This is a genomic window from Streptomyces sp. NPDC031274, from assembly GCF_055570235.1.
This window is the reverse complement of record NZ_JBVIHP010000012.1, coordinates 81,897-96,605: the sequence shown is the minus strand read 5'-3', so window position 1 is coordinate 96,605 and position 14,709 is coordinate 81,897. Positions and strand designations below refer to the sequence as shown.

13 protein-coding genes are annotated in these 14,709 nt (G+C 71.1%); 5 read left to right on the top strand and 8 right to left on the bottom strand.

Annotation, left to right across the window (positions count from 1 at the left end):
• Nucleotides 1-209 precede the first annotated feature (209 nt).
• The 3 genes from ACZ5CR_RS20465 to ACZ5CR_RS20455 all read right to left on the bottom strand — a co-directional run bounded on the left by ACZ5CR_RS20465 (nt 210) and on the right by ACZ5CR_RS20455 (nt 3,737).
• Nucleotides 210-1,232: an endonuclease/exonuclease/phosphatase family protein gene (locus ACZ5CR_RS20465; RefSeq protein ID WP_468859370.1), complete on the bottom strand. Its 1,023-nt coding sequence runs from the start codon at nt 1,230-1,232 to the stop codon at nt 210-212.
• Nucleotides 1,233-1,404: 172 nt separating this feature from the next.
• On the bottom strand, nt 1,405-1,923 hold the full coding sequence (locus tag ACZ5CR_RS20460) for a TetR/AcrR family transcriptional regulator (RefSeq protein ID WP_468859598.1): 519 nt from the start codon (nt 1,921-1,923) through the stop codon (nt 1,405-1,407).
• Nucleotides 1,924-2,141: 218 nt separating this feature from the next.
• Nucleotides 2,142-3,737 carry an MFS transporter gene (locus ACZ5CR_RS20455; RefSeq protein WP_468859369.1) on the bottom strand — a complete coding sequence of 532 codons (1,596 nt, stop codon included), beginning with the start codon at nt 3,735-3,737 and terminating at the stop codon, nt 2,142-2,144.
• 156 nt (nt 3,738-3,893) lie between these two features.
• Between ACZ5CR_RS20455 and panB the strand changes: the two genes are divergently transcribed.
• The 3 genes from panB (at nt 3,894) to ACZ5CR_RS20440 (ending at nt 7,282) form a co-directional block, all read left to right on the top strand.
• Entirely contained in the window at nt 3,894-4,805 is a 912-nt protein-coding gene (gene panB, locus ACZ5CR_RS20450) for a 3-methyl-2-oxobutanoate hydroxymethyltransferase (RefSeq protein ID WP_468859368.1), read from the top strand.
• Nucleotides 4,806-5,438: 633 nt separating this feature from the next.
• Complete coding sequence (locus tag ACZ5CR_RS20445; protein WP_468859367.1) at nt 5,439-6,458, top strand: ATP-binding cassette domain-containing protein; 1,020 nt, start codon at nt 5,439-5,441, stop codon at nt 6,456-6,458.
• Entirely contained in the window at nt 6,455-7,282 is an 828-nt protein-coding gene (locus tag ACZ5CR_RS20440; protein WP_468859365.1) for an ABC transporter permease, read from the top strand. The genes ACZ5CR_RS20445 and ACZ5CR_RS20440 overlap by 4 nt, the downstream gene beginning before the upstream one ends.
• Nucleotides 7,283-7,323: 41 nt before the next feature.
• Here ACZ5CR_RS20440 and ACZ5CR_RS20435 read toward each other — a convergent pair whose 3' ends face one another.
• Both ACZ5CR_RS20435 and ACZ5CR_RS20430 read right to left on the bottom strand, forming a co-directional pair.
• Nucleotides 7,324-10,665, bottom strand: coding sequence for an AfsR/SARP family transcriptional regulator (locus ACZ5CR_RS20435; RefSeq protein WP_468859363.1), 3,342 nt, complete (start codon nt 10,663-10,665; stop codon nt 7,324-7,326).
• A gap of 138 nt (nt 10,666-10,803) precedes the next feature.
• Nucleotides 10,804-10,944, bottom strand: a complete 141-nt coding sequence (locus ACZ5CR_RS20430; protein WP_468859361.1) for a hypothetical protein — start codon at nt 10,942-10,944, stop codon at nt 10,804-10,806.
• Nucleotides 10,945-11,051: 107 nt separating this feature from the next.
• On the opposite strand from ACZ5CR_RS20430, the gene ACZ5CR_RS20425 reads away from it, so the two are divergent.
• Nucleotides 11,052-11,855, top strand: coding sequence for a site-2 protease family protein (locus ACZ5CR_RS20425; protein ID WP_468859359.1), 804 nt, complete (start codon nt 11,052-11,054; stop codon nt 11,853-11,855).
• Here the strand turns inward: ACZ5CR_RS20425 and ACZ5CR_RS20420 are convergent.
• The 3 genes from ACZ5CR_RS20420 to ACZ5CR_RS20410 form a co-directional block, all read right to left on the bottom strand.
• Nucleotides 11,845-12,033, bottom strand: coding sequence for a hypothetical protein (locus ACZ5CR_RS20420; RefSeq protein ID WP_468859357.1), 189 nt, complete (start codon nt 12,031-12,033; stop codon nt 11,845-11,847). The genes ACZ5CR_RS20425 and ACZ5CR_RS20420 overlap by 11 nt on opposite strands.
• A 106-nt stretch (nt 12,034-12,139) precedes the next feature.
• Nucleotides 12,140-12,844, bottom strand: a complete 705-nt coding sequence (npdG, locus tag ACZ5CR_RS20415; RefSeq protein ID WP_468859355.1) for an NADPH-dependent F420 reductase — start codon at nt 12,842-12,844, stop codon at nt 12,140-12,142.
• A gap of 37 nt (nt 12,845-12,881) precedes the next feature.
• Complete coding sequence (locus ACZ5CR_RS20410) at nt 12,882-13,985, bottom strand: sialidase family protein (RefSeq protein WP_468859353.1); 1,104 nt, start codon at nt 13,983-13,985, stop codon at nt 12,882-12,884.
• 79 nt (nt 13,986-14,064) lie between these two features.
• Between ACZ5CR_RS20410 and ACZ5CR_RS20405 the strand changes: the two genes are divergently transcribed.
• A complete protein-coding gene (locus ACZ5CR_RS20405; protein ID WP_468859351.1) occupies nt 14,065-14,679 on the top strand; it encodes a hypothetical protein in 615 nt (204 codons plus the stop codon).
• Nucleotides 14,680-14,709 lie beyond the last annotated feature (30 nt).

The window sequence follows — 14,709 nt, the reverse complement described above, 5'->3', positions numbered from 1 at the left end:
GAGCTGCGAGGGGGACGGGTGTTCCGTAAGTTTACTAGCGGAACAAAGCCTCTCAGGCCCAGTATTCCGTGAGGTTAAGAACGGATGTGCGTTGTGTGGCAGGAGCGTACGAAGGGGCGGGCGCGGGGAACCGCGTGACCAGCCACGACGGGCCCGCGGGCGGGAACTGCCCCGTCCTGCTCCACACCAGAGGCCCTAGACCAGAGGCCCTAGAGCTGAAGGCGTGCCGCGATCGGCAAGTGGTCGCTGCCCGTCTCCGGCAGCGTCCACGACGACAGCGGCTCGACGCCCTTGACCATGATCTGGTCGATCCGCGCCATCGGGAACGACGCCGGCCAGCTGAACCCGAAGCCGTCGCCCGCCGCGCCCTGCGTGGACCGCATCTGCGAGGTGACCACGTTCAGGGCACGGTCGTTCATCGTGCCGTTCAGGTCACCGAGCAGCACGACCTTGGAGAGCTTCTCGTCGGCGATCGCCTCGCCCAGCGCGTCGGCGCTCGCGTCACGCTGGTTGGCGGTGAAGCCCGCGTCCAGCTTGACCCGTACCGACGGCAGGTGGGCGACGTACACGGCGACCTCGCCCTTGGGGCTGTCGACCGTCGTGCGCATCGCGCGCGTCCAGCCCAGCTTGATGTCGACGGGCTTGGTGCGGGTCAGCGGGTACTTGCTCCACAGGCCGACCGTGCCCTGCACCGAGTGGTACTTGTAGGTGCCCGCCAGAGCCTTCTCGTACGTCGGGACGGCGCCCGCCGTGAGCTCCTCGAGGGCCACGACGTCGGCACCGGACGCGGCGACAGCACGGGCGGTGCCCGACGGGTCGCCGTTCTCCGCGTTCACGTTGTGCGTGGCGACCGTCAGATCGCCGCCCGTACCGGACTTGTCGTAGATCAGGCCGCCGAAAGAGTTCACCCAGATGACGGCCGGCAGCAGCACGGCGATCAGCGCGGTGGCGGACTTGCGGACGAATCCGATGACGAGAAGCACCGGGACGAGGATGCCGAGCCAGGGCAGGAACGTCTCGATGAGGCTGCCGAGGTTGCCGATGCCGTTCGGGATCTGTGCGTGGAAGAGCATCACCAGGGCGAGCAGCAGCGCGACCCCGGCCGTGACGAGCCCACGCCTCCAGATGCCCCGGTCGCCGCGCCATCCCTCGACCAGGCGCCGGAACCGGGAGCCCTGGCGGCCCGGTTCCGAACCGCCGCTACCCGTCTCCGTCACATACGCCTGCGCCATACGCTCGTCGCCTCACTGATGCCGTGCAACCGTCCTCGCCCTGAAACCCTAGGCGATGAACGGGTGTCCTCCCCGCCGTTCGTGACGGCCGTACGGGACGAGGACGAGCGGTGTGGCGCGGCGAGTTCCACATCTCACCGCACAACGGGCCTCTGTAACAAAACACTCACATTCACTCCGGGGGCCGCAGGCCCGCGAGAACAGTGTCCACAATCCGCTCGGCGAGGTCCTCGTCGAGCGGCGCGTCGGAGCGCAGGACGGTGCGCACGAGCATGGGGCCGACGAAGAGGTCGTTGGCGAGCACGATGTCGACGTCCGCGTTCAGTTCGCCGTTCTCGACGCCTCGGCGCAGCACGCCGATCATGACGCGGCGCTGCGGTTCGACGACGGTCGCGTGGTATGCCTCCCACAGCTTCGGGAGGCTCTTCATCTGCGCGAACACGTTGTGCAGGAGCGCGGACGACCTCATGTTCACGCCGCGTCTGCGCAGGTGGTCGAGGAGGATGACGATGTCGCCGCGCATCGATTCCCCGGCCAGCTCGGGCGGCGGGTCGTCGATGCCGCGCAGGATGTCGACGAAGAGCTCCTCCTTGCCGCTCCAGCGGCGGTAGATGGTGGCCTTGCCGACACCCGCCGTGCGCGCGATCCGTTCGATGGAGAGGTCGGCGAGGGGCACACCGTCCTCGATCATCTTCAGTACGCCCTCGACGATCGACCGCTCCACGGCCTCGCTGCGGGGGCGTCCTCGGACGCCTTTGGCGGTGTGGGCCACGTCTGTGTGCTCCGTCTCTCGTCGTCCGACGCTCTGCCAGGCCGATTGTCCCTCCTGCCCGGCCCGGCACCCCCGTCACTACCGCACCTCTGGCCCCTGGTCCCTGACCTCCTGGCCCCCGGTCCCTGGCCCCCTGGTCAGTGCCCCGCATCCACCACCGTGTCGGTCTCCTTCTGCTCCGCCTCCGGCTCCTGAGGCGTGCGGCCCGGCAGGAACAGGGCGACGACCACGACGCCGATCAGAGCCACACCCGCGCCGCAGAGCGCCGTGATGTGCATGGCGTGCAGGAAGGAGTCGTGGGCCGCTGCGACCAGCGGTTCACCGCGCGGGCCGAGCTTGGCCGCGACGCCGAGGGTGGCCTCGATGGACTCGCCCGCGGTGTGCCGTATGCCGGCGGGCAGCAGGGTGAGCTTGTCCTCCACGCCGCTGCGGTAGGCCGCGGAGAGCACGGAGCCGAGCACCGCGATGCCCAGTGCGCCGCCGACCTGGCGGAAGGTGTTGCTCAGCGCGGAGGCGGAGCCCGCCTTCTCGCGGGGCAGCGCCTGCATGATGACGACGCTGGCGGGCGTCATGGTGTGCGCCATGCCGGTGCCCATCAGGAAGAACATGACCTCCAGGATCCAGATCGGCGTATCGGCCTCCAGGATCGTGAAGGCGGCGAGCATCGCGGACAGGAGCAACAGCCCGCCCGAGCACACGGCGCGGACGCCGAAGCGGTCGACGACGAGGCGGGCGCGCGGCGCGAAGATGATCTGCGCGGCGGCGAGCGGCAGCATCAACAGGCCGGTCTGCAGAGGTGAGTAGCCGCGCACGCTCTGCGTGTAGAAGACCGCGAAGAACGTCACGCCCATCAGGGCGAAGAAGACGAGCGCGAGCGAGCTGATCGCCGCGGAGAAGACACGGTTCTTGAAATACGAGATGTCGATGGAGGGGTGATCGCTGCGCTTCTCGTACAGCACGAAGCCGACGAGTACGGCGAGGCCCAGGGCGATGGTCGCGAGGACGGTGGGGTCGGTGAAGTCGGCGAGCTGGCCGCCCTTGATGATGCCGTAGACGAGCAGGACGAGGCCGACGATGGACAGGGCCACGCCGAACAGGTCGATGCGGCCCGGCTTGGGGTCGCGCGACTCGGGCACGAGCCAGATCATCAGTCCGATCGCGATGATCACGATCGGCACGTTCACCAGGAAGACCGAGCCCCACCAGAAGTGGTCGAGGAGTACGCCGCCGGTGATGGGCCCGATCGCGATGGCGAGGCCGACACCTCCCGCCCAGATGCCGATGGCCTTGGGCTGCTCGTCGCGCTCGAAGACGTTCATCAGGACGGCGAGGGTGGCGGGCATCACGAAGGCGGCGCCGAAACCCATCACCGCGCGGAACAGGATGAGTTGGAGGGACGATCCCGACTCGGCGGCGAGCGCGGAGCCGACGCCGAAGACGGCGAGGCCCACGAGCAGCATCTTCTTGCGGCCGAGCCGGTCGCCGAGCAGGCCCGCCGTGAAGAGGAGGCCTGCGAAGACCAGTGTGTAGGCGTTGATGGCCCACTCCAGGTCGCTCTGGGTGGCGCCGAGGCCCGTGGGCGCCGGGGTCGAGATCGTCTTGATGGCGACGTTCAGGATCGAGTTGTCGAGCACCACGATCAGCAGGCTCAGCATCAGGACGCCGAGGATCGCCCAACGGCGCCGGTGTACGGCTTCCGGTATGCGCGGGGTGGCACCCGCGGGAGTAGTCATGACTCCCAGGCTAGGCCCATTCCGATACGAGACCGTCTCGTATTGTAAAGACTTTACCGAAGGGTCCACTAGCCGACGGACGGCACGCGATGCCACCATGGAGAGGATCCGGGGACGCCGTCAGGGCGCCTCGAGATAAGAGAAGGAGCCGTTGCGATGACGCAACTTTCGGCTGCCCAGACCCAGCCTGCGGGGACCCCCGCGAGCCAGTCCGCCCAGCCCGCCCAGTCCCCCGACAGCAGCAGTAAGGCGCTGTACGGAGGCAAGGGCACCCGCCGCATCACCGTCCGGGACATCACCGCCGCCAAGGAGCGGGGCGAGAAGTGGCCCATGCTCACCGCGTACGACGCGATGACCGCGTCCGTCTTCGACGAGGCCGGGATCCCCGTGATGCTGGTCGGCGACTCGGCGGGCAACTGTCACCTCGGGTACGAGACCACCGTGCCCGTCACCCTCGACGAAATGACCATGCTGTCCGCGGCCGTCGTACGGGGCACGTCACGCGCCCTGATCGTCGGCGACCTGCCCTTCGGCTCGTACCAGGAGGGACCCGTCCAGGCCCTTCGCTCGGCGACGCGCCTGGTGAAGGAGGCCGGGGTCGGTGCGGTGAAGCTGGAGGGCGGCGAACGCTCGCTCCCCCAGACCGAGCTGCTCGTCTCCTCCGGCATCCCGGTCATGTCCCACCTCGGCCTCACACCGCAGTCCGTGAACACCATGGGCTACCGCGTGCAGGGCCGCGGCGACGAGGCGGCGCACCGCCTGCTGAGCGACGCGAAGGCCGCGCAGGACGCGGGGGCGTTCGCGGTCGTCCTCGAACTGGTCCCCGCGGAGCTGGCGGCCGAGGTGACGCGGTCGCTGAGCATTCCGACGGTCGGGATCGGCGCGGGCGACGGCTGCGACGCGCAGGTCCTGGTCTGGACGGACATGCTGGGCCTCACCGGCGGCAAGATGCCGCGCTTCGTGAAGCAGTACGCGGATCTGCGGGCCGTGATGACCGGCGCGGCCAGGGCGTTCGCGGAGGATGTGGTGGGCGGGGCGTTCCCCGCCGCGGAGCACTCGGTCCACTGAGCGGAGCACTCGGTCCACTGATACGGCTGGGCGCGCTTGCGCTCGGCGCTTGAGCCATAGCGGCACCACCGGCAGCCCGTCGAACTCCCCCCGTCGACGGGCTGTCCGCTTTTCTCTCGCCGGGGGGCGGGGCGGGTGGGACGTTTGGCTTGCGGCGTGTGACTTGCTGGGCGTCGCCTTCCCTCACCGGGCGGGGCCACCTGGTGAGGTCACCGGGTGGCCCCGCCCGGTTCCTCGCGTCGGTTCCTCGCGTCCGCCGCTGCGTGTTGCGGGCTCTTTCGTCCGCCGCTTCGCGGCGATGTCTCCCGCCCACCCACCCGATTACCCCGGGTGATCGGGTGGGTGGGCGGGGGATATCCGTCGCGAAGCGGCGGGACAGGAGGCAAACGCCGGGCGATCGGGCGGGTGGGCGGGAGACGTCCGTCGCGAAGCGGCGGGACAGGGGACAAACGCCGGGCGATCGGGCGGGTGGGCGGGAGACATCCGTCGCGAAGCGGCGGGACAGGGAGAGCGCACGCCCGCCCGCCCGGCGAGGCCCCACCCGGCGTGGAAAACAAGCGGTGTCGGCCCCACCGGTCGCAGGTGTCGGCGGCCTGTCGGCGGTTTGTCGGTGGCGGCTGCCATTCTTCCGGCATGAAGCGAATCGACAACACCCCCGGCGGCGCCGGAAACGCCGTCACCGTAAGGGGACTGGTCAAGCACTACGGCGAGACCAAAGCACTGGACGGCGTGGACGTCGACGTACGCGAGGGCACCGTCCTCGGTGTCCTCGGCCCGAACGGCGCAGGCAAGACCACCCTCGTCCGCTGCCTCTCCACCCTCGTCGTCCCGGACTCCGGCTCGGCCTTCGTGGCCGGCTACGACGTCATGAAGCAGCCCCGCCAACTCCGCCGTGTCATAGGCCTCACCGGCCAGTACGCGGCCGTGGACGAGAAGCTCTCGGGCCGCGAGAACCTGTACATGATCGGGCGCCTCCTCGACCTCTCCCGCAAGGACTCCAGGTCGAAGGCCGACTCCCTCCTGGAGCGGTTCTCCCTCACCGAGGCGGCGAACCGCCCCGCCAAGACGTACTCCGGCGGCATGCGCCGGCGTCTCGACCTCGCGGCGTCGATGATCGGCAACCCGTCCGTCCTCTACCTGGACGAGCCGACCACCGGCCTCGACCCCCGCACCCGCAACGAGGTGTGGGCCGAGGTCAAGCGCATGGTCAGCGACGGCGTCACCGTGCTGCTCACCACCCAGTACATGGAGGAGGCCGAGCAGCTCGCCTCCGAGCTGACCGTCATCGACCGCGGCAAGGTCATCGCCAACGGCGGCATCGACGAGCTGAAGGCGAAGGTCGGCGGACGCACCCTGCGCATCCGCCCGGCCGACCCGCTGGAGCTGCACCCACTGGCAGGCGCCCTCGACGACATGGGTCTGACCGGCATCGCCACCTCGACCGTGGACGCCGAGTCCGGCACGGTCCTGGTGCCGATCCTCAGCGACGAGCAGCTCACCGCCGTGGTCGGCGCGGTCACCGCGCGCGGCATCACGATCGGCGCGATCACCACCGAACTGCCCAGCCTGGACGAGGTGTTCCTCTCCATCACCGGCCACAAGGCCAGCGCCCCGCAGGACGTCCGCCCCGAACTGGAGGAGGTTGCCGTATGAGCAGCACCACTCTCGCGCCGCCCCTCCACCAGGGAGAGGCCGACGCCCGTATCGGTCTTCGCGACCACGTGCGCCACACCAGCGCGCTCGTCCGGCGCAATCTGCTGTGGATCCGTCAGGACCCGGAGTCGATGCTCGACGCCATCCTGATGCCGATCGTCTTCACGCTCCTGTTCGTGTACGTCTTCGGCGGCTCCATCGGGCAGGCGCTCGGCGGCGGCCAGGACCAGTACGTGCAGTACGTGGTGCCGGGCATGATGGCGATGATGAGCATGAACATCGCCATGGCCGTCGGCACCGGCTTCAACCAGGACTTCCAGAACGGCATCATGGACCGCTTCCGCACCCTGCCGATCGGTCAGGGTTCGGTGCTCTTCGCCAAGATCGTGGTGGAGCTCATGCGGATGCTCGTCGCGACGGCGGTCATGATGGTCGTCGGTGTCCTGGTGGGCTTCGACATCACGAACTGGGGCGGTCTGTTCGCCTCCGTGGGTCTGTCCGCACTCTTCGGCTCGGCCATCATGTGGATCTTCCTGGTCCTCGGCGTCGCCCTGAAGAGCGCCCAGTCCGTGCAGGCGATGGGCTTCCTGGTCCTGATGCCGCTGCAGTTCGGGTCGTCCATCTTCGCGCCGACTCAGTCGATGCCGGGCTGGCTGCAGGCCTTCACCGACTACAACCCTCTGTCCTCGCTCGCGGACTCCGCGCGCGGCCTGATGGTGGGCGGCCCGGTCGCCCACGACGTCTGGGTGACCGTCGGCTGGTCGGTGGTGCTCACGGTGGTGATGGCACCGATCGCGATCCACAAGTTCCGCACCAAGAGCTGAGTGACCAAGCACTGAGTGACCAAGAGCTGAGTGCCGATCCGCTAGCCGGTGATGTACCTGTCGCAGAGAGCGGCGGCCTCCTCCACGGAGAGGCCGCCGCCTTCCTCGTACGCGGCCTCGTACGCGGTGTCACCCAGTGCCGCGCGCGCCGACTCCTCGGCCGCCGTGTGGATCTCGCGCTCCGCGGCGGCGGCGAAGTGACCGGCGGGCAGCTCACGGCGGGCGACGCCGATCAGCCGCGCGGCGTCGGCGGCGTGCCGGCCGCCGTCGAGCGCGGCCAGGGCACGGGCGGCGGTGGAGAGATGGACGGAGGTCATCTGCGGCGCCATCATCTTGGTCAGCGGGTCGAGGGACTTGTCGAGCCCCCTGCGCGCCGTGCCGAGACCCTCGGCGTAGCGGCCGTCCACCGTGTCGAGCCATGCCTCGGCGCCCAGCGTGAAACCCTCGAAGATGACGAACTGGACAGCCTTGAACTCCTCCTGGAGGAGACGGAGTTGTTCGCGCGCCTCGGCGGTCCGCCCGGTGCGGCCGAGCAGGTCGACGAGGAAGAACCGGGCGGCGGGCAGGGACTCGCCGGTGTGGCCGCCCTTGCCGTCGCGCTCCATGACCGACCAGAGCAGCTCCTCGCCCCGGGCCAGTTCGCCCGCCTCGGCGAGCGCCGCCCCGAGCCGGGCCGTGAGCACGCTCACCTGCGCGGGGGCGCCCAGCCGCTCCGCGTGCTCGATGGCGGCGGCGAAGTCATCGGCGGCGAGGCTGTACCGGCCGCGCCGCTCATTGGCCTCGCCGCGCGAGGAGAGCGCCTCGGCCATGCCCCACACGTCGCCGAGCCGGGTGAAGATCTCCAGGGACTCGTCGGCGTCGCGGCGGGCGTCGCCCGCCCAGTCGGCGCGGTTGGCGAGGATGTTGGCGCGCTGCTGCAAGGACGCGGCGAGCTCCCAGTCGTATCCGAGCTCGCGGCAGGTGGCGATGGTCGCGTCGATGAGGTCGTACAGCTGGGTGATGTCCCCCTCGAGCAGCACCGCGAAGAACCACAGGCTCCCCGGCGACCAGCAGGTCTGCGGAAGACCCGGCCGGTACGCCTCCCGGATGCCCGCGAGTCTCTCGACGGACTCGGGCGTCTGCCAGGCCTCCAGGTTCATGTCCATGCAGGAGAGCTGGATGAGATGGACTCCGCGACGCGCCTCTTCGAGCACCTCGGGGCGCATCGGCAGCGGGGCGTCCGTACAGCGTTCGTAGAGCGGTTCCACCGGGGTGACGGGGCGGGCGAAGGGGTCAGGGCCAAGGGCGACGACGTCGCGGGACCAGTTGCGGATCTCGACGCGCAGGTCACGGATCGTCCAGAACCAGGAGAGCGAGAGGACCAGACAGAGCGCCTCCTGCTCCTCCCCGGCGGCGACGGCGTGCCGCAGGGCGGTGCGCAGGTTCTCGTACTCGATCTCGAGCCCCTCGACGGCCTGCCGCTGTCCGCCGCCCCGCAGCCGCGGTTCGGTGAGCCTGGCGAACTCGCGGAAGTACACGAGGTGGGCCCGCTCGGCGGCGGCGCGGTCACCGGCCTCGTCGAGCCGCTCGCGCGCGTACTCGCCCACGGTCTCCAGGAGCCGGTAGCGCATGACGCCCTGCGGCGAAGGGGCCGCGACGACAAGGGACTTGTCGACGAGGGAGCCGAGCACGTCGGCGACGTCGAGCGGCTGAACACCCGTCCCGCCGTCGGGCTCGGCCGGGGCCCCGCACACCGCCTCCGCCGCGGGCAGGTCGCAGCCGCCCGAGAAGGCGGAGAGGCGGCGCAGGACGGTGCGCTCGGAGGTGTCGAGGAGGCCCCAGGACCAGTCGACGACCGCGCGCAGGGTCTGCTGGCGGGGCAGGACCGTGCGGGCGCCGCTCGTCAGGAGACGGAAGCGGTCGTCCAGGCGGTCGGCGATCTGCCGGGGGGTGAGCATGCGCAGCCGGGCGGCGGCCAGTTCGATGGCGAGCGGCAGACCGTCAAGGCGCCGGCAGATCTCCGCCGCGGCCGACCGGTCGTCCTCGATACGGAAGCCGGGGCGCGCCGCCGCGCCGCGGTCCGCGAGCAGACGCAGCGCGATCGGCTCCGGCAGGGGCTCCACGGGGCGCAGCAACTCCCCCGGCACGCCCAGGGGTTCACGGCTCGTGGCGAGGACGGTGAGGCCGGGGCAGTGCGCGAGCAGCCGGTCCGCGAGGCGGGCGGCGGCGTCGATGACGTGCTCGCAGTTGTCGAGGATCAGGAGCATGCGGCGGGGCCCGCAGTGCTCGGTGAGGCGTACGACGGGGTCGTCGCCGTGCCGGTCCGACACGGCCCGCATCTCTTCGGCGCCCGCGCCGCGCAGCACCGTCTCACGGGCGCCGAGCGCGGTGAGGACGGCCTCCGGCACCGCGTCCGGGTCCTCGACCGGCGCGAGTTCGGCCAGCCATACGCCGTCGGGCACGCCCCCCGCGTAGACCTCGCCCGCCTCCTGCGAGAGCCGTGTCTTCCCGGCGCCGCCGGGCCCGAGCAGCGTGACGAGGCGGGCCTGCGCCAGGTCGCCCCGGATGGTCTCGATGTCGCCCTCGCGGCCGACGAAGGAGGTGAGCCTGGCCCGCAGGTTGCCCTGCGCCCGCTGCGGCGGGCGGGGCTGAGCGGGCGGCGGATGCGGGGTTTCGTGTCGCAGCAACTCCGCGTGGAGGGCGCGCAGTTCGGGCCCAGGGTCGGCACCTATGCGGTCCGCGATGAGGCGGCGCACTTCGTCGTACGCGGCGAGCGCCTGCGCCGGGCGGCCCGCGTCGCGCAGCGCCCGCAGCCGCAGGGTCTGGAGCGGCTCGTCGAGGGGGTGGGTGTCGCACAGGGCGGCGAGCTCGGGCAGTGCCTGCTCGGCCCGGCCGAGGGCGAGGGCCGCGGCGAGCCTGGCGCGGCGGGCTTCGAGTCGGCGGGACTCCCACCGGGCGGCCCGCGCCGTGCGGTCCGGGAGGTCGGCGAGCGCGGGGTCCTGCCACAGGGCGAGGGCGTCGTCCAGGAGCATCGCCGCCTTGGCCGCGTCGCCGTCCGCGAGGGCGTTCACCCCCTCGCCCGCGAGGCGGTCGAAGCGGTACAGGTCGATGTCGTCCGGCCCGGCGCACAACGCGTAGCCGCCGCCGTCGGTCGAGATGATCGCCCCGGCGCCGACGGCCCGGCGCAGGCGCCCCACCAGTGCCTGGAGCGCGCCGGTCGCGTCGGCGGGCGGATCGCCGTCCCACACCTCGTCGACGAGCACGGACGCCGGGACGGGGCGGGGGACGCGGAGGGCGAGGACCGTCAGGAGAGCGCGCAGCCTTGTGCCGCCGACGGGGATGGGGGTGCCGTCGGCCTGAATCGCCTGAGTGGTGCCGAGAATGCGGTAGCGCACGGGGTCCATTGTCTCCGGTGGAGGTGAGGGGCGGTATCGGGTGCCGCGCCGGGCCTGGGCGCGCGTCGGTCACCGGCGCCGCGAGGTCCGTCGTCGAGCGCTGCCGGGCCGCATCCCTGCGTGCCCGCGGTGAGGGAGGGCCGCCGGTCAGATGTCGTCTTCCAGTACGTCGAGTTCCAGTACGTCGAGTACGTCGACTTCCAGTACCCCGAGCGAAACCAGCACCCCCACTTCCCGCCGAAGGTACCCCTGCCCCCGGTCCTCGTCCCGCACGTTCCACAGCACCATGCCCCCACCCTCCCTGGAACTCCCCACCGAGTGCGAGACGTTTTCGTCGTACGCCGGGGTACGGTCCCGTACGACAACCGGCCCGCAAGACCCAGGAGCCCCGCCCCATGACCACCGCTCCCACCCGACGCAGCGACCGGCGGATCAGCCCCGTCTTCCTCGGGATCGCCGCCGTCACCGCGGTCTCCGGCTGGGCCGTATGGACCGGATTCGCGAACAATCCGGGGATCGCCGTCTTCCTCTTCGTGACGGCGGCCTGGATCGTCTCGCTCTGTCTGCACGAGTACGCGCACGCCCGCACCGCCCTGCACAGCGGCGACATCTCCATCGGCGCGAAGGGCTATCTGACCCTCAACCCGCTCAAGTACACGCACGCGCTGCTCAGCATCGTGCTCCCGGTGCTCTTCGTGATCATGGGCGGGATCGGTCTGCCCGGTGGCGCCGTCTTCATCGAGCGGGGCCGGATCCACGGCAAGTGGAAGCACAGCCTGATCTCGGCCGCCGGACCGCTCACCAACGTGCTCTTCGCGGTCGTCTGCACCGCGCCCTTCTGGCTCGACGCGCTCTCCGGCGTCCCGGACACCTTCCGGTTCGCGCTCGGTTTCCTGGCCCTGCTCCAGGTGACGGCCGCGATCCTGAACTCGCTGCCCATCCCCGGCCTCGACGGCTACGGAGTCATCGAGCCCTGGCTCTCGCACAAGATCCGCCGCCAGGTGGAGCCGTTCGCGCCGTTCGGCCTGATCGCCGTCTTCGGCATCCTGTGGATCCCCGAGGTGAACGGCGCGTTCTTCGACGCGATCGACGCGATCCTGCGCGGCCTCGGCGTCAACGACCTGATGACCTACTGCGGCCAGGACTTCTACCGCTTCTGGGACGGCGACCCGAGCCAGTACTGCACGCTCAACCCGTAGCGGCGCGCGCGTTCCGCTCGGCCTTCGCCCGGCGCAGGTAGTACCACGCCATGTTCGACGAGAGGCCCGCGAGCAGCACCCAGACGACGCCGATCCAGTTGCCCTGGACGAAGGAGACCACGGCCGCCACGACGGCGAGAGCGCAGACCGTGAGGGCGTAGAGAGCGAGGCGGGGCATGGGGGTCGGCTCCTGTCGGGGGTCGGTTCGGGTGACGCGGGGACACCGCGCGCAGCGACGTGCGCGGACGGCGTCCGCACCCAGTGTCCCCCATGCCCGCTACGTCCTAGACGTCGGTCACGCGCAGCCCCGCGTGCGCCTTGTACCGCCGGTTCACGGAGATCAGGTTGGCCACCAGGGACTCGACCTGGTGCGCGTTGCGCAGCCGCCCGGCGAAGACGCCCCGCATACCGGGGATCCGCGCGGCAAGCGCCTGGACGAGGTCCGTGTCGGCGCGGACCTCGCCGAGGACCATCACATCGGTGTCGATCTCCTCGACGGCCGGGTCCTGGAGCAGGACGGCCGACAGGTGGTGGAAGGCGGCCGTGACCCTGGAGTCCGGAAGGAGGGCGGCTGCCTGCTCCGCGGCGCTGCCCTCGTCGGGCTTGAGGGCGTAGGCGCCCTTCTTGTCGAAGCCGAGCGGGTTCACGCAGTCGATGACGAGCTTGCCGCTCAGCTCCTCGCGCAGCGCTTCGAGGGTCTTGCCGTGCCCGTCCCACGGCACGGCGACGATCACGATGTCGCTGCGCCGCGCGCACTCCGCGTTCTCGGCGCCCTCGACGCCGAGGCCGAGCTCGTCGGCGGCGGTCTGCGCCCGCTCGGCCGCGCGGGAGCCGATGATCACCTTCTGGCCCGCGCGGGCCAGGCGGTAGGCGAGGCCGCGGCCCTGGTCGCCGGTGCCGCCGAGCACGCCGACGACGAGCCCGGAGACGTCGGGCAGCTCCCAGGGATCCTTCGCCGGAGCCTTCTGCACACTGTCGTTAGAGGTCATGCGGCCGACCTTACTCACCGCCCGGCCGCCGCTCGGCTCAGGCCAGCGCGGTCACCGGTATCCGCCGGAAGGTGATCGTCTCGTACGCGCTGAAGTCACCCGTCTCGTAGAGGAGTCCGACGGTGTCCTCGTCGACCCGGACGAGATCGGAGTACGCGGCGGGCAGCCCGTCCACGGTGTACGCGTCCTGCCACGTGGTGCCGCCGTCGCGGCTGCGGCGCACCGTCATCAGGGCACGGAAGCCAGGGTCGGCGGGACCGGAGAACAACAGCACGTCCGGCGTACGCAGCTGCAGCACGCCGCATTCGACGACCGGGCCGACGAGCCCGGCCTGCGGCCGGAAGGGCTTGACCAGGCTCTGGCCGCCGTCGCGGGAGTGGGCGTCGGCGCGGGTTCCGGGGGCCGGGGAGTCGTTGCGGGTGTTGAAGTAGAGGCGGCCGTCCGGGAGTTCGGCCGCGGTGGTCTCGTTCACGTTCACATAGCCGTCGGTGTTGTCGTCGGTGTAGCCGATGCGCCAGGTCTGGCCGAGGTCGTCGCTGAGCAGGCTGTGGCCGCCGTTGTACTTGCCCTCGGTGCCGTTGTCCGTACCGGTCGGCGGCAGGGAGTGGTTGGCGGGCACGACGACCCGGCCGCGGCTCTCGCCTCCTCCTCCCGCGCCACCGGTCAGCTGGATCGCGTGGCCGGGTGTGGTCGCGTACCACCGCCAGTTCGCCTTCTTCACCTGCCCGGTGATCTCCCGGGCGGCCGACCAGGTGAGGCCGTCGTCGTCGCTCTGCTGCACCCAGATCCGCCGCCCGTTCGCCGCGGAGACCGTGCCGCGCCGGATGGCGTCCTCGGTCGCGGCGGCGGCGTTGCGGACGTGGACGAGGAGGATCCGGCCGGTGCCGAGGACGACGGGTGCGGGGTTGCCCGCGAGGTTGTCGCCGTTCTTGGCGACGACCTGGAGCGGACCCCAGGTGCGGCCGCCGTCGCCGGACCGCTTCAGTACGACGTCGATGTTGCCGAAGTCCTCCTGCGAGCCGACCCTCCCCTCGCAGAAGGCGAGGAGAGAGCCAGAGTTCGTGACCACGACGGCGGGGATACGGAAGCTCGCGTAGCCCTCACGCCCGGCCCGGAAGGGAACAGATGTCTCATCAGCCATCCCCGGTCATTCCCCACCTCGGGCGAATTCCCGGTGAACTCCGCCTGACGACTCCTGCGTTGGGGCAGGATGCGGCCCCATGGACGCCGTACGGGTCGCGCTGCTGCGCGAAGTGCTCGCCGGGACCGAGTGGGTGGGCGCGACGCGCCGCTTCGCGGGGACACTGCGGTCCTCCGTGGTGCCGCACGGGGGCGGGCTGCTGCTCGTGGGCACGCAGGAGTACGAACCCTGGCATCTGGCCGCGCATCTCGTGGACGAGGCGGCGTGGTCCGGGACGCCGGAACTGACGCCGACACTCGTACGCCACCGGGTGCGGGAGGGTGACCCCGCGCATCTGTCGACCGGGCTCGGCCGGATCGAGGCGGCACGGCGCGGTGAGACGCTGCTCGTGGTGGCGCCGGACACGCCGGAGCGGCCGCCGGGGGCGGGGTTGCTGGAGCGGGTGCACGACGCGCGTGCGGCGGGGGCGACCGTGCTTGCCCTGGGTTCGGGGCACGGGGATCTGCGAGCCATGGCTCACGAAGCTCTCGCCGTGCCGGAGTCGCCCGAGCTCGACCTGGACATGGTCCAGCACTTGGTGAGCGCGGCGGCCGGCGAGAACTCACTGCCTGCCGCGCGGGGGCGGAGGAGGCTGCGGGACCGGCTGTCCCGCCTGGCCGACCAACTGACGGCGCCGCCTCCGGCACGGTGGTGACGTCACGTGACGTCACTCGCCTGAGCGGCC